Below are 17,868 nucleotides of genomic sequence, written 5' to 3'. Positions count from 1 at the left end.
AAGGACATGCGTTTCCTCATCAAACCGACAGCCGCCATCGGCCTGCCCCTTTTGCTCGGCGCCTGCGTCAGCTCGATGGCACCCAACTCGAATGTCGCGCGAGTTGGCATCGGCCAGACGGCGGCTCTCGGCACCATTCGCCTGGTTCCATTGCAATTGGTCGAAGATAGCCGCTGCCCCGCGGGAACGCAGTGCGCCTCGCCCGGACAACTACGCCTCCGGGTGACAGTTCAGCCTCCCCAGGGCCCACATCAGCGAACACTCGTTCTCGGCCGGCCAGAGCTGGTGAGCGGAGGAACCCTATTGTTGGAAGAAGCGCGCCCTTTGCCCGCCGAAGGAGTCCGCCCTGTCGGCTCGGACTATCGGTTCACTTTCCGCTTCACGGTTCCGAGAACTCACTAGGGCAGCGATTTGAGCGTGCTGGCCCGATCGATCGCATCAATCGCCTCCCCAAGCGTCGCATCAAACCGGGTATCGGACATCGATGCCTCCAATCCGTCGAGCAGAGCGCGACTGAAGCTGGCGATCACGCCATCGTTCCGCTGCAGTTCAGCGCAGGCTTCATCGCGCGAATAGCCTCCGGACAACGCGACGACCTTGAGCACTTTGGGATGCTCGACGAGCGCACGGTAGAAATTGGCCGTCACCGGAAGCGACAGCTTGAGCATGACCTGCTCGCCGGTCGGAACCCCCTCGAGGCGGCGCAGAATTTCCTCGCGCAGGATCGCCTCTCCCCCTCCGCGATCGCTCGCCTTGATTGAATATTCGGGTTCCAGGATCGGCATCATCCCGTGGCTTAGAACCTGCTCCGCGACCTCAAATTGCTGTTGTACGATCGCTGCAATACCGGAAGGGTTGGCGGCGTGGATTACCGACCGCTCCTTCGTCCCGAACACGCCCAGGGCCTTGGCCCGTTCGAGCAGCTCGTCCAGCCCCGGGATGGCTTTCATCAGTTGAACCCCGTCGACCTCGTCTTCCAGTCCTCGGTCGATCTTGAGGAATGGCACGACGCCCTTGGCAATGAGGGCTTGCGGAACCGGCGTGCCGTCGACGGAGCCGTTCATGGTCTTTTCGAACAGTATCGCACCGACAATTTTCGCTCCCGTGAACTCCGGCGAGCGGATTATGCGACTGCGCATTTCGTGAATCAGGGCGAACATCTCTTCGTCGCCGTTCCACGCGTCATCGGCGATTCCGTAGGCCCGAAGCGCCTTGGGCGTCGAGCCGCCAGACTGATCGAGCGCGGCGATGAAGCCGTGCCCTGCGGCGATCCTGGCGGACATTTCCTCTTGGTTCATTGCGGGCCCCCGGAGCTAGTTTACGAACTCAGGTGTTCAGCATCCGGAAGCTGGCACAGTTGCTGCGCGGGAGGAAGGGCCGCCCCACAATCGGTTCTGGAACCGTTCAGCCGCTTCCGAGGAGAATGAGTGGATGAGGTTCGCATTAGCCCTGGTGGCGCCGGTCGTACTGACGGCTTGCGCGACGACCCCCGCGCCTAGCGAGCCGCAAGACGGCATCTCCCGGGCCGGCCTCAACGAACGGGTCTATGTCGACGGACCCTACGTCACACCCATCGCAGTGCTCGAAGACAGCCGATGCCCAATGAATGCGCGATGCATCTGGGCCGGAAGGACGCGGCTATCGATCAAGGTCGACCTCGGCTCGCGCAGCGAAACCCACGAGATTTCGACGGACAAGCCGGTGCAGGTGGCCGACGGCCAGCTCTCACTGGTCGAGGTCCAGCCGGACCTTATGGCAGGCGAACAAGCCGGAACCCAAAAGCCCTATCGCTTTGGCTTCAGGTTCGCCGGGGGGCTTTAGGCCCTTTCTAGCGCCGCTACGCCCGGCAACTCGCGCCCCTCCATCCATTCGAGGAAAGCGCCACCTGCGGTTGAAACATAGGTGAACTGGTCCGCCACGCCGGCGTGATTGAGTGCCGCCACGGTGTCTCCCCCGCCTGCGACGGAGATCAGCGACCCTTCCCGGGTAAGCGCCGCCGCGGTCTTTGCGAGCGACACTGTAGCAGCGTCGAATGGCGGCGTTTCGAATGCGCCGAGCGGACCGTTCCACACCAGCGTCCGGCACGTCTTCAGCGCATCGCCTAGCGCCTCAACGGCCTGTGGCCCCACATCGAGGATCATCTCGTCTGCGGCGACCTCGTGCACGTTGCAGATCCGCAAGCTCGGAGGATTGGCGGCAAATTCCTTCGCCACCACGACGTCATACGGCAAATGCACCGTGCAGCCGGCAGCGTCGGCAGCGTCGAGAATCGACTCGGCCTTGGCGGCAAGGTCGTGTTCGCACAGGCTCTTGCCCACATCGATTCCGCGCGCCGCCAGGAAAGTGTTGGCCATTCCGCCGCCGATGATCAGGTGGTCGACGCGGCTGACGAGGTGTTCGAGCACGGCGAGCTTGGTTGATACCTTGGCGCCGCCCACAACCGCCGCCACGGGCTTCTCAGGACTACCGAGCGCCTTCCCTAGCGCTTCGAGTTCGGCCTGCATCGCACGGCCGGCGTAGGCAGGCAGCAGATGCGCCAGACCTTCGGTCGAAGCATGCGCGCGATGCGATGCGGAGAACGCGTCGTTGACGTAGAAATCGCCGTTGTCGGCGATCGCCTGCGCGAAAGCCGGGTCATTCTCTTCTTCGCCGGGCCAGAAGCGCGTGTTTTCGAGCAGCCCAATGTCGCCGGCCCGCAGGATGCCGACGGACTGAGCCACCACCGGACCCGCCACCTCGGGAATGAACATCACCTCACGCCCGAGCACTCCTTCGACCGCGCCCTGGATCAGGCTGGTCGACAAGGTCGAATGCCGCTCTCCCTTCGGGCGTCCGAAATGGGCGAGGAGGAGAACCTTAGCCCCAGCATCTGCCAGCTCGAGTATTGTTGGGGCCACCGCACGAGCCCGCGTGAGATCGGTGGCGCGGCCATCGCTCATCGGCAGGTTGAGATCGACACGGACGAGAGCGACCTTGCCCTTGATGTCGCCGAGATCGTCGAGCGTGCGGAATGTAGCCATCAGAGAATCCTTACCTCGTCGCCGATCGCGACCTCACCGTCTTCAATAACGCGCGCCGCGAAACCGCCGCGCCAGTCGGGCGTCATGGCCAGGCGCAAACCGTCGTGTAGCGCGTCCATGCGTTCGCAAGGATCGCATTCGCTAGTCACTTCGAGCACCAGGGACGAGCCGATCTGCACCAGCGTACCGGGCTCTCGCGGAATGCGCAGGCCCGCGACCAGCAAGTTGCGCCGCGATTGCCACCAATCGATCGAAGCCCCGGCCTCAACGAGCGCTGATTGCCAGCCATCGACCTCGATCAAGGTAACCTGCCGCTTGCGGCCTGGCCTCATCGCCGCGCGCGCCCCGCGGAAGTCGCCTCGCACTCCCTCGGCGACAGTCACCGAAGCCACGCCAAGAGTTTCCATGGGCCCTTTGGGTTGAGCGTGGCGGGCGATTCCTGCGAGTTTTCCCGTCGTCATCGCGCGCCACCTCAGCCCTGTCACCCCAGCGCTTGCTGAGACGACCAGTATGGGATCACAGGAACTTGACCATCACCCCGGCGGTGTCGATCATCCGGTTGGAGAAGCCCCACTCGTTGTCGTACCAGGACACAACGCGGGCGAGCTTGCCCTCGAGAACCGCTGTTTCCAGGCTGTCGACAGTCGAACTCGCCGGCTGGTGATTGAAGTCGCTGCTGACGAGCGGCTGGTCGGTAAAGTCCAGCACGCCCTTCATCGGACCCTCGGCCGCAGCCTTCAGCGCGGCGTTCAGCTCTTCGGCCGTCGTGTCGCGACCAGGAGTGAAAACGAGGTCGATCAAGCTGACGTTGGGCGTCGGCACACGCACGGAAGAGCCGTCGAGCTTGCCCTTGAGCTCCGGCAGCACCAGGCCGACCGCACGAGCGGCGCCGGTGGTCGTCGGAATCATGTTCACCGCCCCGGCCCGCGCCCGGCGCAGGTCCGAATGGATCTGATCGAGCATACGCTGGTCGTTGGTGTAGCTGTGGACCGTTGTCATGAAGCCGCGCTCGATACCCACGGTGTCGTTGAGTACCTTGGCGACTGGCGCCAGGCAGTTGGTGGTGCAGCTGGCATTCGAGACGATCACGTCCTCGGCAGTCAGGGTGTCCTGATTGACGCCGAACACGATCGTCTTGGAGACACCCGTCGCCGGCGCCGAGATCAGGACGCGCTTTGCGCCTGCAGCCAGATGCGGTCGGCTCGCTTCGTCGGACTGGAAGAAACCCGTGCATTCGAGCACGAGTTCCACGCCCATTTCCTTGTGCGGCAACTTGCCCGGGTCGCGTTCCTTGGTAACCGCGATCCGCTTGCCGTTCACGGTGATGCTGTCACCGTCAGAAGTTACCGTGCCGGGGAAGCGGCCATGGGTGGAATCGTATGCGAACAGGAGGGCATTGGCCTTGGGATCCGCCAGGTCGTTGATCGCGACCAGGTCGAGATCGTGGTCGGTGCGCTCCAGAATGGCGCGGGCTACCAGCCGTCCAATGCGCCCGAAACCGTTGATCGCAACCTTAGTCGCCATGCCAAGTACTCCTGTTAAACTGCTAGCTTGTCTTTGATTTTCGGAACGATGGCTTCCGCCGAAAAGCCGAAATGACGGAAGAGCACTTCGGCCGGGGCCGAAGCGCCGAAGCGGTCAAGACCAATGGCGAGGCCATCGTTACCAATGAACCGCTCCCAGCCCAGAGTGACCCCGGCCTCTACCGAGACCTTGAGCACGTCGGCAGGCAGCAAATCCTTGCGGTAAGCTTCGTCCTGAACCTGGAACAGTTCCATGCAGGGCATCGAAACCACGTCAGCACCGATCCCTTCGCTCTCGAGCTGCTCGGCACAGGCGACGGCAACGTGAACTTCCGAACCCGTGGCCACCAGGACGACCTTACGCTCGGCCGTGGCAGCCCGGAGGCGGTAAGCGCCGCGCGCGGAGCGGTTCTCGGCGCTAGCATCGTCGCGCACAGGCGGCAGGTTCTGACGGGTCAGCGAAAGCACCGACGGCGTCTTGGGCGTGCCGAGCGCCAGAGCCCAGCATTCGGCCGTCTCGATCGCGTCGGCCGGACGGAACACGTTGAGGTTCGGGATCAGCCGCAAGCTCATCACATGTTCGACCGGCTGGTGCGTTGGGCCGTCTTCACCCAAGCCAATCGAATCGTGCGTCAGGACGTAAACCACGCGCACTTGCTGCAACGCCGAAAGCCGGATCGCGTTGCGGCAGTAATCGGAGAAGACCAGGAAGGTGCCACCGTAAGGCACGACACCGCCATGCAGCGCCATGCCGTTCATCGCCGCGGACATCCCGAACTCACGGATGCCGTAATAAAGATAACGGCCGGAGTAGTCGTTCTTCGAGAACGGCTTGGTCACCGAAGTCTTGGTGTTGTTCGACCCCGTGAGGTCGGCAGAGCCTCCGATCAGTTGGGGCAGTTGCTGAGTGAGCGGCTCCAGAGCCATCTCCGAGGCCTTGCGCGAGGCCACCTTGGGCGGATCCTTGGCAAGCGTGGCGATGTGCGGCTCGAGGATCGGCCAGGCATGCGAGGCGACCTCACCAAGCTGCCCTTCGAAATCGCCCTTCAGCGCACTGCCACCGAGACGGCCCTGCCAATCGCGGTTGGCCTGGGCGCCCTTTGCGCCGAGCGAGCGCCAATCGGACATGATGTCCGCCGGAATTTCGAATGCCGGAGCGTCCCAGCCGAGATAGACGCGCGCGGCCGCGATTTCGTCCGCGCCCAGAGGGTTGCCGTGCACGGCCGAAGTGCCCTGCTTGTTGGGGGCACCCTTGCCGATCACCGTCTTGCAGGCGACCAGGGACGGCCGCGGATCGGCCTTGGCTTCGGCCAGTGCCCGGCGGATGTCTGCCGGGTCGTGCCCGTCACAGGCCACGGTGTGCCAGCCGGTGGCGCGATAGCGAGCGGGGATGTCTTCGCTGGTCGAAAGATCTGTGTGGCCGTCGATGGTGACGTCGTTATCGTCCCAAAGCACAATGAGACGGCCAAGGCCAAGGTGCCCCGCAAGACCGATCGCCTCGTGGTTGATTCCTTCCATCAGGCAACCGTCACCCGCGATCACCCAGGTGTGGTGATCGACCAGCTCGTCGCCAAACTTCGCGTTGAGGTGACGCTCGGCAATCGCCATGCCGACCGCCATAGCCAGACCCTGACCGAGCGGACCGGTAGTCGCTTCCACGCCGTCGAGGAGGAAATTCTCAGGGTGACCCGCGCAAGGGCTGCCGAGTTGCCGAAAGTTGCGGATGTCATCCATCGTCGGCCGCTCGTACCCGGTCAGGTGAAGCAGCGCGTAAATCAGCATTGAACCGTGACCAGCCGAAAGCACGAAGCGGTCACGATCCGGCCAATGCGGATCTGCCGGATCAAACTTCAGGAATTCCGACCACAGCACCGTGGCGACATCGGCCATGCCCATGGGCATGCCCGGGTGACCGATGTTGGCCGCCTGGACCGCGTCCATCGAGAGAGCACGGATGGCATTGGCCATCGGCGCGAGACGGGCGGAATCAAGGCTCATTCAGGTGCTCCGGACAAACGTGGGAACCAAGGGCCGATTCGACCCCGACTCGATTGCCGCGCTCATTGGGATACGCCCCGCCCCCGGTCAAGCGCGGCACCGTCCGCCCAACCGTTCAGACGGAGCGCAGGTTTATTCACAGGTCATCCGGGCAACGCTTTGCCTCTAAAGGGACTTTCCAGTAAATCGTCCAGCATGGCGGGAGATCGCATCGCGCAAGCGCTGGCCAGAATCGACGCCGCGGCAAATCGGATAGAGGCCGCGGCGCGGAGCTCGGCGGGCTCAGGAGGCGGCGATCCCGAACTTCAGCAGAAATATGAAGTGCTGCGGGACGAAGCGGGGGCTGTTCTGGGAGAGCTCGACCGGTTGATCGGAAAGCTCGAAAGTTGAGCAACGTGACTGTCTCGATAGCCGGCCGCAGCTACACCGTCGCGTGCGATGCGGGCCAGGAATCCCACATCGGCAGGCTGGCGCGTTCGATCGACCACAAGCTGCAGGGTATCCCGAACCTGGCGGGACAGGCGGAATCCCGGACCCTCCTTTTTGCCGCACTCTTGCTCGCTGACGAACTGGACGAGATCGAATCCGCAAAGCAATCTGCAGCGCAGATCGCTCAGTCAGACGAGGGGTCAAGCGAAGCGGGAGCCGCCGAGGCGCTGGAAAGCCTGGCTGAAAGACTCGAAGATCTGGCCAAGCGCCTTGAGGATGCCGGAGCGAACGCCTAGATAGGGTTTGGCGGGACTGCCCGGCACGAGCCGTTAGTGAATATCCCTGAGGCTATAAGCAATCCATGGGAGCTGTCCCTGCCCGGATCACGGGTTCGTCCTGAGGTTCGGTGCATACGGCGCCCACCTGACGTTGAGGCGTCAGAGGATTTCCCGGCAACGACCCATGGTGGTTCCGCCACTTCTCCACCCGGGTCTCTTCCCCCTCCTTCTCAGGGCCAAACTGTTCGTTTCTCGACTCTGCCTTGAACCGACGGCAAAGTCGGGCCCATGTCCGACGTCATCGACCTGAAGAAACAGCTGCGGACCGAACTCCGCCGCAAGCGCCGCGCACACGCTGAAGCCCTTCCCCCGGAAGTGAGTGCGCTGGTTTTCAACCGCCCGCCGGCACAGGTGCTTGAGTTCGTGCCCGAAGGAGCGACAATCGGGCTCTATCGCTCCGACATCGGTGAAGCACCCTCGCGCGGTTACATTCGGTTCTTCTTCGAGCGCGGCAACCGGATCGCATTGCCGCGAGTGACCACTCTCGACAAGCCGATGGAATTCCGCCTTCACACCGATCCCTACGAGGAGAGCGATCTGGAAAGCGGCGTCTGGGGCCTGCGCCAGCCGGGCCTGGATGCGCCGGTCGTCGTGCCTGAGGTGTTGTTCATGCCGCTGGTCGGCTTCACCCCCCAGGGCGACCGCCTGGGCCAAGGCGGCGGATACTACGACCGCTTCCTGGCCGCCCATCCTCAGACCGTCGCCATCGGCATGGCCTGGGACGTCCAGGAAGTGCCCGAGTTGCCGATCGAGCTGCATGACATGCGGCTAAGCGCGATCATCACTCCAACGCGCGTTCTGGGGCCGTTCTGATGCGCGACAAGCCGACCCTGCGAATTCCCCTCGGCGTGCTGGCACTGACGTTCTGCCTCGCTCTCTACGCCGCGGCGGTGGTGTGGGCCTCGCAGTGGATCGAGCAGTTGCATACGCTGCTGCAGGCTGCTGTCTATTTGACCCTGGGCGTCGTGTGGCTGCTGCCGCTGAGGCGCTTCCTGATCTGGATGGAAACCGGCCGCTGGGGCTGAAAAGCCCCATTCCATAACCGTGCTGAAAAGGTCCCAAGTGGCGCGAGTGACGGGACTTGAACCCGCGACCTCCGGCGTGACAGGCCGGCGCTCTAACCAACTGAGCTACACCCGCGTATTTAGGCGTGCACCGCTTGGGAGCCGCGCCACTAGAGAAGCGTTTGGGGGCTGTCAACAGCCCGACGCAAACATATCGCGAGCCTGGCGCGGACCGCACAAATTGCGTCCTTGTTAACCATATTTTTGCGACTTGGACCCCACCCAGCCCCCGGTTGCGGCGACTGCCGCGTGGGAGAGTGGGGACCATGCGTTGGGCGATTGCGATGGCGGCTCTGGTCGCCGCAACTCCAGCTAGCGCGCAACGAATCGCGATCGACCGCTCTGTCTATCTCGAACGCTGGGTCGGCGGGGCGATGCAGGTCGAACCTGCCACCCAATTGCTGCGCGGAGACCGCGTGGTGACGATTCTCAGCTGGGACGCGCCAGAGGACGGATCGTACACGGTGGTCAGTCCGGTACCCGCCGGTCTCGCGGTCCAAAGTGCCAGCCACGCAAACGTCGAGATATCGCTCGATGGCGGACGCTCGTGGCAGCGACTCGCCGATCCGGAACATATCCCTCAAGCCACGACACACTTGCGCTGGCGCCTCGAAGGCAGCGCTGGCCGATTGAGCTATCGGGCGATCGTTCGCTGAGGCCCTAGTTGGCCAGGAGCAGCACGGGCGTCTCGATGAGGCGCTTGACCTCCTGCACGAAAGCCGCCGCGTCATAGCCATCGACCACGCGATGGTCGCAGCTGATGGAAAGGTTCATCAGCTTGCGCTTCTCGACCCGTTCACCCCCCATGCCATCGGGCACGAACATCGGACGTTCGACAATGCGGTTCGGCGCGAGGATCGCGACTTCGGGCCGGTTGATCACCGGGGTCGACGCAATACCCCCGAGAGGACCGAGCGAGGTTAGCGTGAACGTCGAACCCGAAAGCTCCTCCGACTTGGCCTTCCCGTCCCTTGCCGCTTCGGCCAAGCGAACGATCTCGGCGGCCAGTTGCCATAGGTTCAGCGTTTGAGCATCGCGAAGGACCGGCACCATCAAACCGGCCTCGGTCATCGCCGCCATGCCCATGTGCACCGTGCCGTACCGGGTTACCACGCCCGCCTCGTCATCATAGCGCGCGTTGAGCATCGGGAACTTCGGCAGCGCGCGGCAGACCGCGACGATCAACAAGGGCAACAGCGTCAGCTTCGGCCTCGCGCCACGATTGGCGTTGAGATCGGCGCGCAGCTTCTCGAGTTCGGTGACGTCGCATTCCTCGACGTAAGTGAAATGGGGAATGTTCCGCTTCGAGGCCGCCATGTTTTCGGCGATGCGGCGACGCAGGCCGACAACCTTGATCACCTGGTCCTGCCCTGTGACCCCGGCCGGTGCATATCCGCTCGCTCCGCCATACGAAATGAACGCGTCCAGATCGGCATGACGAATCCGCTCGCCCTCCGCGGGACGGACATCGGAAAGCTCGATCCCAAGCTCCTTTGCTCTAGCGCGAACGGCTGGGCTCGCGAGAACCTTGGCGGCTGCCTTGGGTGCCCTCGCTACTGGCGGCGGGCTTGGCCTGGGCGCAACGGCAGGTTCAGGACGAACGGGCTCCGGCGGAGCAGCCGGTGGTTGGGGGGGCGTCTGAGGAGCTGCTTGTGGCGCCGGCCGAACGTCGGTGACCTTTTCCCCGACTTCCGCTTGTCCCGAGCTTGTGGAAGGACGCTCCTCAATCTCGCCATCGACCTCAAGCACCACCAGCGGAGAACCAATGGCGATCACGTCACCCACTTCGCCCGCCACTTCGAGCACGACACCCGCGCGCGGGCTCTCCATCTCGACCGTGGCCTTGTCGGTCATGAGATCGGCCAGGCGGCCGTCCTCTTCAACCCGGTCCCCGACCTTGACGTACCAGGCGACAATCTCAGCCTCAGCGATGCCCTCGCCGATATCCGGCAATTTGAAAGTGAAGCGCCCCATCCTTACGCCTCCAACAGCTTGTCGATCGCTTCCCCCACACGGATCGGACCCGGGAAGTAGGCCCATTCGAGGCTATGAGGGTACGGCGTGTCGAAACCGGTAACCCGCTCGACCGGAGCCTCGAGGTGGTAGAAGCAGCGTTCCTGTACCAGCGCAGCCAGCTCGGCGCCGAAGCCCGAGGTCCGTGTGGCTTCGTGTAGCACGAGGCATTTGCCCGTCTTTTCCACGGAGTTTTCCACAGCCTCTATGTCCAAGGGAACCAGCGTCCGCAGGTCGATGATCTCGGCATCGACGCCTTTCTCGCGACACACACCCTCGGCCACGTGGACCATCGTGCCATAGGCGAGCACCGTAAGCGCCGAGCCTTCGCGGACGATCCGGGCCTTGCCGAGCGGGATCGAGTAATAGCCTTCGGGGACCCGGGCATCAGGATGATCCTTCCACGGCCGCGTCGGGCGGTCGTAGTATCCGTCGAAAGGACCGTTGTAGATCCGCTTGGGCTCGAAGAACACGACCGGATCGTTGTCCTCTATCGCCGCGATCAGCAGCCCCTTGGCGTCGTGCGGAGTGCTCGGCACCACGGTCTTGAGTCCCGCCACATGAGTAAAGAGCGCTTCGGGACTCTGGCTATGCGTCTGCCCGCCGAATATTCCGCCTCCAAACGGACTGCGTACGGTCAGCGGAGCAATGAATTCTCCGGCCGAACGATAGCGCAGCCGCGCGGCTTCGCTGATCAACTGGTCGAGGCCCGGATAGATGTAGTCCGCGAACTGGATCTCGGGCACCGGCCGCAATCCATAGGCCCCCATCCCCACCGCAACGCCGATAATGCCGCATTCGCTGATCGGCGTATCGAACACGCGCGTGTGTCCATATTTTTCCTGGAGACCCGCCGTGCAACGGAAGACACCGCCGAAGTAACCAATGTCCTCGCCCATCAGGATCACGTCGGGATCGCGCTCGAGCATGGTGTCGAGCGCATCGTTGATAGCCTCTATCATGGTCAGGCTGCGCGCAGGCGCCTCGGACAAGGTGACGGGTTCGTCGTCAGCGGTCAGTCGGGCCACTTGATCTGCCTTTCCTTGATCGCCTGTTCAGCCTGCTCTTCCAGATGCCAGGGCAATTCCTCGAACACGTCTTCGAACATGGTGTGAAACGGATGGTGGAGTCCGTGGCCCAGAATGCCGTTCTTTTCCGCTTCGCGCTGTGCTGCCTTGACCTGCTCGTCGAGCTCATGCTCGAGCGCGTCATTCTGCTCGTCAGACCATTCACCAACGGCAATGAGGTGAGCCTTCAACCGCGCGATCGGATCGCCCAGCGGCCATTCCTCGCGCTCGTGCGCGCTGCGGTAGACATTGGGGTCGTCGGAGGTCGAATGGCCCTCACCGCGATAAGTGAAGAACTCGATCAGCGTCGGTCCGGCGTTCGATCGGGCTCGGTCGGCCGCCCAGCGCTCCGCGGCGTAGACCGCCAGCGCGTCGTTGCCATCCACGCGAAGGCCCGCGATGCCATAACCGATCGCCCGCGCTGCAAACGTTGCGCGCTCAGCCCCGGCGATGCCCGAGAAGCTCGAGATCGCCCACTGGTTGTTGATCACATTGAAGACCACCGGGGCGTTATACACCGCGGCGAAAGTCAGGGCGGAATGGAAATCCCCCTCGGCCGTAGAGCCCTCCCCAACCCAGCCGGCGGCGATCTTGCTATCGCCCTTGATCGCGCTGGCCATCGCAAAGCCCGTCGCCTGCGGGAGTTGCGTGGCAAGATTGCCCGAGATGGTGAAGAAGTTCGCCGAGCGGGCCGAATAGAGGATCGGCAATTGCCGTCCTTTCAATCGGTCGGCGCGGTTGGAATAGATCTGGTTGACCATCTCCAGGATCGGATAGTCGCGGGCTATCAAGCATCCCTGCTGACGATATGACGGGAAGATCATGTCCTCGAAATCGAGCGCACGGGTCGCCGCGACCGAGGTGGCCTCCTCTCCTGTGCACTTGAGGTAGAAGCTGGTCTTGCCCTGACGTTGGGCACGGTACATTCGGTTATCGAAGGTCCGCACCAAGGTCATGTCACTCAAGATCTGGCGCAAGGCATCGGGGGAGAGTCTTGGGTCCCATGGGCCGTGAGCCCGATGGTTGCTCCCCAACACGCGGATCATATCATTGCAAAGAGGGTAAGTGTCCGACGCCTGACAGGTTTCGTCGGGTCGAGGCTGCGCGCCGGCTTCGGGAATCACGAGGTCGGAATAGTCGACCGCATCGCCGGGACGGAATTTCGGCTCGGGGACGTGCAGCGACAAACGGGGGCGGTTGGCTCCGGCATCTGCCTTCTTCCTGACCATCCTCACCTCCGGTGACGTCGCGTAACTTTATTGCAATACAGGGACACTTTATTATCGCGCCCTCGATTGGTCAACGGTGCATCAGACCGCGACCGGGGCGCTCAGCCGACCTTGCGGCGCGTAGTCCACGACCTCGAAATCCTCGAACCGGTAATCGAAGATCGAGTCCGGTTGCCGAGTGAGGAGCAGCCGTGGCTCGCCCTCTGGAATCCGTACCAATTGTTCCGTCACCAGTTCCGCGTGATTTAGGTAAAGGTGAGTGTCGCCACCGGTCCAGATCAGCTCGCCAGGACTGTAGCCAGCCTGAGCGGCGACCATGCGGGTCAGAAGTGCCGCGCCGAATAAGTTGAACGGCAGGCCCAGCGCCACATCGCAGCTGCGTTGATAGAGCAGGCAGTTCAGGCGTTCGCCCGAGACATGGAACTGGTAGGTCTTGTGGCACGGCGGCAGCGCCATGCGATCAAGCTCGGCGACGTTCCAGCCCTCTACAATGTGGCGGCGCCCACCGGGATTGCTTTTCAAACCCTCGATCAAGAGAGCGACCTGATTGATTCCCGGTCCCTGGCGAAAGAGCCCCTCACCCGCCGGTTCATAAGTCGGCCAGTCAACCCATTGCTTACCGTAGACCGGTCCGAGGTCGCCCCAGATAGCCGCAAAGCCCTCGTCTTCGACGATTCGCGCCTCGAACTCCTGTTGCGAGACCTCGGTGCCTGTCGCCTGGCGATATTTGGCGAGCGGCCAGTCGCTCCAGATGGTGACGCCTTGCTCGAGCAGAGGGCGAATGTTGGTCTCCCCGGTGAGGAACCAAAGCATCTCGCGCGCGGCCGCTTTCCAGAAGACTCGCTTGGTCGTCAGCAAAGGGACGCGATCTCCACCGAGATCGAAGCGCAGCTGAGGACCAAAAATCGAGCGCGTGCCGATTCCCGTCCGGTCGATCCGCTCGTCTCCCCGCTCCCAAATACGCCTCATGAGGTCGAGATATTGCCATTCCCAATGTTGGGTCTCGGGGCGGTTTTCGGGAGGAGCCATGGTGTTCATCACTTCATTCGCTACCACCCCAAATGCCTGCTTGCCAGCCCGGGACCTCGTGCCTATAGGGCCGCCTCTGCCTCGCCCCGGGTTTCGACCCGGAGCGCCGGTCGGGGAGTAGCTCAGCCTGGTAGAGCACTGTCTTCGGGAGGCAGGGGCCGGAGGTTCGAATCCTCTCTCCCCGACCATTTACATCAAGCATTTAGTCCTCTTTGGGCGATGGGATGGCCGGTACATTTCCCGTGAAAGCACCTGGACGCCAGGCTTCGCTTTCCTCGGCGATTACCTAACGTAGCGGCGGACGACCTAAATTCGCTGGATACGGAAGGGCATAGAGGCCGCTGGTGCCGAGCTTGACATGGCCCCGAGCATCATGCCGTCCTGCACCCAATGCCCTTCACCAAGGCGTCTAAGCCTGATCGTCGCTCTCGATCGGCGAATCATCTCCAGGCCCGCCTCGCGCTCGCGTTGCAACTTCAGCTCGTTGAGGATCGCCGCGAAGGCCTCGCGAATGGAAGCGACCGTGATGAGGCGGCCATGAAACTCATCGAACAATTTGCCGAACTTGGCCGGCACCACAGCCTACGGACGAAACGACCTGGCCTGCCGCCTGCATCAGTCGAAGTCTCCGCTCTCAGGTGACCGTGCGGATCACCGTGCGCTTGACGCCTTAATCTGGCAGCGACACCAAATCCAAAGCCCCCTGTTTCCCACTAGGTAGGGCCTCATTTTTGACTTTATCATCACTTGCGAGGTGGAGGAGCTGATGCCTGACTTCCTCACCCCACGGTCGGCGTGCGGCTCAGAATAGCACTGCCGTCACTGCACTGAGTCGACCGGACGGGGCTGGAACCACCGTTCGTAGACGCTATGCTCGCTGTTTTAGGCCAGGAGAATCATTATGGACGCTCGTCACTCTGGCGGAGCAGCCGTTGGGAGCGCAAAGCACTACCCCTTCCCTGTCCACCTCGCCCCGGATCAACTTGACCAGAGTGACGAGTATGCGGCGGGAGATCCCTATTCCGTGGAAGAGGCGATCACCGGACCATTCCACCAGCGTCGGATCGATTTAACGCTCGACCTTATCAGGTGTGCAACCCAACAACTCGGAACGGAGAGCCCTCGCATCTTGGATGTCGGGTGCGGCGAAGGTCACATCACGGCCGAGATCCAGAAGTCCTTCCCCAAGGCTGAGATCCATGCGCTCGACTATTCACTTTCGGCCATATCTAAGGCGTATAAGCAGTTCCCAGACATCTCCTTCTCGGTGGCCGACGCGCTTCGCTCACCCTATCCAGAAGGGCCCTTTGACATCGTGGTTTGCAACAATCTTTGGGAGCATGTCACGGACCCGATCGGCCTGCTTGAGCGAATGAAGTCAGTTCTGCGTCCTCAAGGCTTTGTCATCATCTCGACGCCAAGCCGGTTTCGCACTCAGAATCTTGCTCGTGCAATAATAGGTCGCCCCGTGACGATGATGTCGCGTCATCACGTAACCGAGTACACTGTAGGTCAGGTGCACGAGCAGCTTGCTTTTGGAGGATTCGAGGTCGCCAAAGCCATAAGTCGCCGCAATCCTGCGGGCGGTTTTAAGGACAATGCCGCGCGAGCGGTGTTTAATGCTTGGCGTCTCTTAAGCGGGTCTCATCACGAACTGGAATCTACAATTTTCTATCTCGCGCGAGCGCTACGCTGAGCAGACTTTACTTGACCCCGCGCCCCTGCAATGTACCAACCTTATAACCGAACGATCAATGGCCAAGAGGCGCATTCTTCCTCTGCGATGATCTGACCGAGGCGGGAGACACCCTCACGTGACCGCTGCAAGACAGTCCGTCTGTGATGCAGCTTCAAATTGAGGCAAAGTGGCCAAACGACTTGTAATCCGATCGCGACGTCGCCATTGGGAAGCCCGCGGTTGACGACCCTTTGTGGGATACATGAACCTTACCCATCCATACCTTGACGAGCACGGCGACAAGCTGCGCGAAGAATGCGGCATTTTTGGCGTGATCGGTGCTACCGACGCGGCGGCCGTTTGCGCACTTGGGCTGCACGCTCTGCAACATCGTGGCCAAGAGGCCGTTGGCATCACCAGCTTTGACGGGGCCGAGTTCTTCACTCGGCGCGGTCTCGGCCATGTGGCGGACAACTTTTCAAGCGGCGAATCGATAGCGGAGCTTCCCGGCATGATGGCCGGCGGGCACGTGCGTTATTCGACGACTGGGGGCGCAGGCCTGCGCAACGTCCAGCCGCTCTATGCCGATCTGGCGAGTGGCGGCTTTGCCGTGGCCCACAATGGCAACATCTCGAACGCGGGGCACTTGAAGCGCGACCTCGTACAACGGGGTGCGATCTTCCAGTCTACCTCCGATACGGAGGTGATCATCCACCTCGTCGCGACGAGCCGGTTCAAGTCGATGCTCGACAAGCTGGTCGATGCGCTGCGGCTGGTGGAAGGTGCCTACTCGCTGATCGTGATGACACCACGCGGCATGGCGGCTTGCCGCGATCCGCTTGGCATTCGGCCACTGGTCATGGGCAAGCTTGGCGACGCAGTGGTCTTCGCCAGCGAGACGGTGGCCCTCGATGTCGTCGGCGCAGAATTCGTCCGCCAGGTCGAGCCGGGCGAGTTCATCGAGGTCGACCTCGACGGCACGGTGCATAGCCACAAGCCTTTCGGCGACGTGCAGGCCCGGCCCTGCATTTTCGAGCACGTCTATTTCAGCCGGCCGGATTCGGTCTTCAACGACCGCTCGGTCTACGAATCGCGCAAGCAGATCGGTGTGGAACTGGCCAAGGAAGCGCCGGTGGAGGCCGATCTCGTGGTTCCGGTGCCGGACAGCGGCGTCCCGGCGGCGATCGGTTACTCGCAGCAATCGGGCATACCCTTCGAGCTTGGTATCATTCGTTCGCACTATGTCGGACGGACCTTCATCCAACCCTCGGACGGAGCGCGTCATGCGAGCGTCAAGCGCAAGCACAACGCCAACCGTAAGTTGGTCGAAGGCAAGCGCATTGTCCTGATCGACGACTCGATCGTGCGTGGTACGACGTCGCTCAAGATCGTGCAGATCATGCGCGATGCCGGCGCCAAGGAAGTGCATTTTCGTGTCGCCAGCCCGCCGACCGGGCACGGCTGCTATTATGGGGTGGACACTCCGGAGCGTTCGAAACTGCTCGCGGGCCGGATGGACGTGGCGGCGATGCGCGACTTCATCCAAGCCGACAGCCTGGCATTCGTGTCGATCAACGGTCTCTATCGCGCGGTGGGGCACGAGGGGCGGAATGCCAGCTGCCCGCAGTATTGCGATGCCTGCTTCACCGGGGACTACCCAACACGGCTAACCGACCTCGCCGAACGTCATCACGACGACACCCAGCTCCCACTGCAAGTCGACAAGGTAGCCTGATGTCCGCAGACAAGCCGCTCGCCGGGCGCGTCGCGCTCGTCACTGGCGCGAGCCGCGGTATCGGCGCCGCCACCGCCAAGGCCTTAGCAGCGGCGGGCGCTCATGTTGTCATAACAGCTCGCAAAGCACGCGATCTGGAAGAAGTTGAAGAAGCTATCCACGAGGCCGGTGGCTCAGCCACCATCGCCCCGATGGACCTTACCGAAAGCGACTCCATCGCGCGCCTCGCCACGGCGGTAACAGAGCGATGGGACAAGCTGGATATCCTGGTGATCAACGCCGCGATCCTGCCGCAGCTTGCTCCGGTAACTCAGATTGAACTGAAGACGCTCAACCAGGCGCTGACCTTGAATGTTCTCGCCACCCAAGTCTTGTTGGCATCATTCGATCCTCTTCTGAAACGCAGCGGCAACGGCCGCATTATCGGCCTTACGAGCAGCGTCGGCGCCGAACCTCGTGCGTACTGGGGAGCGTATGGCGCAACCAAGGCCGCCTTCGACAACCTGCTTTCTTGCTACGCCCAGGAAATTGAGCGTATTTCGGAAACACGGGTGGCCATTCTGGACCCAGGCGCCACTCGCACTCAGATGCGCGCACGTGCCTATCCTGGTGAGGATCCACAGGCAGTGAAGGCCCCCGATGTGGTGGCGGAACGCATTGTCGAATTATTTGTGAATGACTTTGTCAATGCAAGTCGAATTCGGATTTAAGGGCAGGACGGTTCAATCATCATCGATGGTCAGCC

General features: G+C 62.4%; 19 protein-coding genes and 2 tRNA genes. 10 read left to right on the top strand and 11 right to left on the bottom strand.

Annotated features, from left to right (window positions below):
- Positions 1 to 398: 398 nt before the first annotated feature.
- Positions 399 to 1,298 carry a fructose bisphosphate aldolase gene (locus KK137_RS04515; protein ID WP_214534856.1) on the bottom strand — a complete coding sequence of 300 codons (900 nt, stop codon included), beginning with the start codon at positions 1,296 to 1,298 and terminating at the stop codon, positions 399 to 401.
- 133 nt (positions 1,299 to 1,431) lie between these two features.
- Between KK137_RS04515 and KK137_RS04510 the strand changes: the two genes are divergently transcribed.
- Positions 1,432 to 1,821 (top strand): MlaA family lipoprotein, encoded by a 390-nt coding sequence (locus KK137_RS04510; protein ID WP_214534855.1) that lies wholly within the window; start codon positions 1,432 to 1,434, stop codon positions 1,819 to 1,821.
- Here KK137_RS04510 and KK137_RS04505 read toward each other — a convergent pair.
- From KK137_RS04505 to tkt, 4 genes are read right to left on the bottom strand one after another with little or no spacing between them, the layout of a single operon-like run.
- The gene (locus KK137_RS04505; protein WP_214534854.1) at positions 1,818 to 3,020 is read right to left on the bottom strand and encodes a phosphoglycerate kinase; all 1,203 of its coding nucleotides are present in this window, start codon (positions 3,018 to 3,020) and stop codon (positions 1,818 to 1,820) included. The genes KK137_RS04510 and KK137_RS04505 overlap by 4 nt on opposite strands.
- Positions 3,020 to 3,481, bottom strand: a complete 462-nt coding sequence (locus KK137_RS04500; protein ID WP_214534851.1) for an MOSC domain-containing protein — start codon at positions 3,479 to 3,481, stop codon at positions 3,020 to 3,022. Before KK137_RS04500 ends, KK137_RS04505 begins: the two co-directional genes overlap by 1 nt.
- Positions 3,482 to 3,536: 55 nt before the next feature.
- Entirely contained in the window at positions 3,537 to 4,544 is a 1,008-nt protein-coding gene (gene gap, locus KK137_RS04495; protein ID WP_214534849.1) for a type I glyceraldehyde-3-phosphate dehydrogenase, read from the bottom strand.
- A 14-nt stretch (positions 4,545 to 4,558) separates the two neighbouring features.
- On the bottom strand, positions 4,559 to 6,541 hold the full coding sequence (gene tkt / locus KK137_RS04490) for a transketolase (RefSeq protein WP_214534846.1): 1,983 nt from the start codon (positions 6,539 to 6,541) through the stop codon (positions 4,559 to 4,561).
- Between the two features lie 195 nt (positions 6,542 to 6,736).
- Here tkt and KK137_RS04485 point away from each other — a divergent pair, with 195 nt between their 5' ends.
- The 4 genes from KK137_RS04485 (at position 6,737) to KK137_RS04470 (ending at position 8,333) form a co-directional block, all read left to right on the top strand.
- Entirely contained in the window at positions 6,737 to 6,931 is a 195-nt protein-coding gene (locus KK137_RS04485; protein ID WP_214534844.1) for a hypothetical protein, read from the top strand.
- 5 nt (positions 6,932 to 6,936) lie between these two features.
- Positions 6,937 to 7,266, top strand: a complete 330-nt coding sequence (locus KK137_RS04480) for a cell division protein ZapA (protein WP_338028022.1) — start codon at positions 6,937 to 6,939, stop codon at positions 7,264 to 7,266.
- 270 nt (positions 7,267 to 7,536) lie between these two features.
- On the top strand, positions 7,537 to 8,121 hold the full coding sequence (locus tag KK137_RS04475) for a 5-formyltetrahydrofolate cyclo-ligase (RefSeq protein WP_214534839.1): 585 nt from the start codon (positions 7,537 to 7,539) through the stop codon (positions 8,119 to 8,121).
- Positions 8,121 to 8,333, top strand: a complete 213-nt coding sequence (locus KK137_RS04470) for a DUF2842 domain-containing protein (protein ID WP_214534837.1) — start codon at positions 8,121 to 8,123, stop codon at positions 8,331 to 8,333. The genes KK137_RS04475 and KK137_RS04470 overlap by 1 nt, the downstream gene beginning before the upstream one ends.
- 38 nt (positions 8,334 to 8,371) lie before the next feature.
- Here KK137_RS04470 and KK137_RS04465 read toward each other — a convergent pair.
- Positions 8,372 to 8,448 (bottom strand) — tRNA-Asp (locus KK137_RS04465).
- Positions 8,449 to 8,638: 190 nt separating this feature from the next.
- Between KK137_RS04465 and KK137_RS04460 the strand changes: the two genes are divergently transcribed.
- A complete protein-coding gene (locus KK137_RS04460; RefSeq protein ID WP_214534835.1) occupies positions 8,639 to 9,028 on the top strand; it encodes a molybdopterin-binding protein in 390 nt (129 codons plus the stop codon).
- Between the two features lie 4 nt (positions 9,029 to 9,032).
- Here the strand turns inward: KK137_RS04460 and KK137_RS04455 are convergent, their stop codons facing one another.
- The 4 genes from KK137_RS04455 to thyA form a co-directional block, all read right to left on the bottom strand.
- The gene (locus tag KK137_RS04455; RefSeq protein ID WP_214534833.1) at positions 9,033 to 10,346 is read right to left on the bottom strand and encodes a dihydrolipoamide acetyltransferase family protein; all 1,314 of its coding nucleotides are present in this window, start codon (positions 10,344 to 10,346) and stop codon (positions 9,033 to 9,035) included.
- 2 nt (positions 10,347 to 10,348) lie between these two features.
- Positions 10,349 to 11,347 carry an alpha-ketoacid dehydrogenase subunit beta gene (locus KK137_RS04450; protein ID WP_214535970.1) on the bottom strand — a complete coding sequence of 333 codons (999 nt, stop codon included), beginning with the start codon at positions 11,345 to 11,347 and terminating at the stop codon, positions 10,349 to 10,351.
- A gap of 53 nt (positions 11,348 to 11,400) precedes the next feature.
- On the bottom strand, positions 11,401 to 12,681 hold the full coding sequence (locus tag KK137_RS04445; protein ID WP_214534828.1) for a 3-methyl-2-oxobutanoate dehydrogenase (2-methylpropanoyl-transferring) subunit alpha: 1,281 nt from the start codon (positions 12,679 to 12,681) through the stop codon (positions 11,401 to 11,403).
- 81 nt (positions 12,682 to 12,762) lie between these two features.
- The gene (gene thyA / locus KK137_RS04440; protein ID WP_214534827.1) at positions 12,763 to 13,719 is read right to left on the bottom strand and encodes a thymidylate synthase; all 957 of its coding nucleotides are present in this window, start codon (positions 13,717 to 13,719) and stop codon (positions 12,763 to 12,765) included.
- Positions 13,720 to 13,821: 102 nt separating this feature from the next.
- Between thyA and KK137_RS04435 the strand changes: the two genes are divergently transcribed.
- Positions 13,822 to 13,898, top strand: a tRNA-Pro gene (locus KK137_RS04435).
- Between the two features lie 118 nt (positions 13,899 to 14,016).
- On the opposite strand, the gene KK137_RS04430 is transcribed toward KK137_RS04435, so the two are convergent.
- Entirely contained in the window at positions 14,017 to 14,286 is a 270-nt protein-coding gene (locus KK137_RS04430) for a hypothetical protein (protein ID WP_214534826.1), read from the bottom strand.
- Positions 14,287 to 14,734: 448 nt separating this feature from the next.
- Here KK137_RS04430 and KK137_RS04425 point away from each other — a divergent pair, with 448 nt between their 5' ends.
- From KK137_RS04425 to KK137_RS04415, 3 genes are all read left to right on the top strand, one after another.
- A complete protein-coding gene (locus KK137_RS04425) occupies positions 14,735 to 15,406 on the top strand; it encodes a class I SAM-dependent methyltransferase (RefSeq protein ID WP_214534825.1) in 672 nt (223 codons plus the stop codon).
- 244 nt (positions 15,407 to 15,650) lie between these two features.
- The gene (purF, locus tag KK137_RS04420) at positions 15,651 to 17,123 is read left to right on the top strand and encodes an amidophosphoribosyltransferase (protein WP_214534824.1); all 1,473 of its coding nucleotides are present in this window, start codon (positions 15,651 to 15,653) and stop codon (positions 17,121 to 17,123) included.
- On the top strand, positions 17,123 to 17,833 hold the full coding sequence (locus tag KK137_RS04415) for an SDR family NAD(P)-dependent oxidoreductase (RefSeq protein WP_214534823.1): 711 nt from the start codon (positions 17,123 to 17,125) through the stop codon (positions 17,831 to 17,833). The genes purF and KK137_RS04415 overlap by 1 nt, the downstream gene beginning before the upstream one ends.
- The last annotated feature ends 35 nt before the right edge of the window (positions 17,834 to 17,868 follow it).

Origin of the sequence: Croceibacterium selenioxidans (assembly GCF_018599195.1) — a bacterium.
In the GTDB taxonomy this organism is placed as follows: Bacteria; Pseudomonadota; Alphaproteobacteria; order Sphingomonadales; family Sphingomonadaceae; genus Croceibacterium_A; species Croceibacterium_A selenioxidans.
The sequence above is the reverse complement of the archived record's forward strand: the minus strand, read 5'-3'. Positions and strand labels throughout refer to the sequence as shown.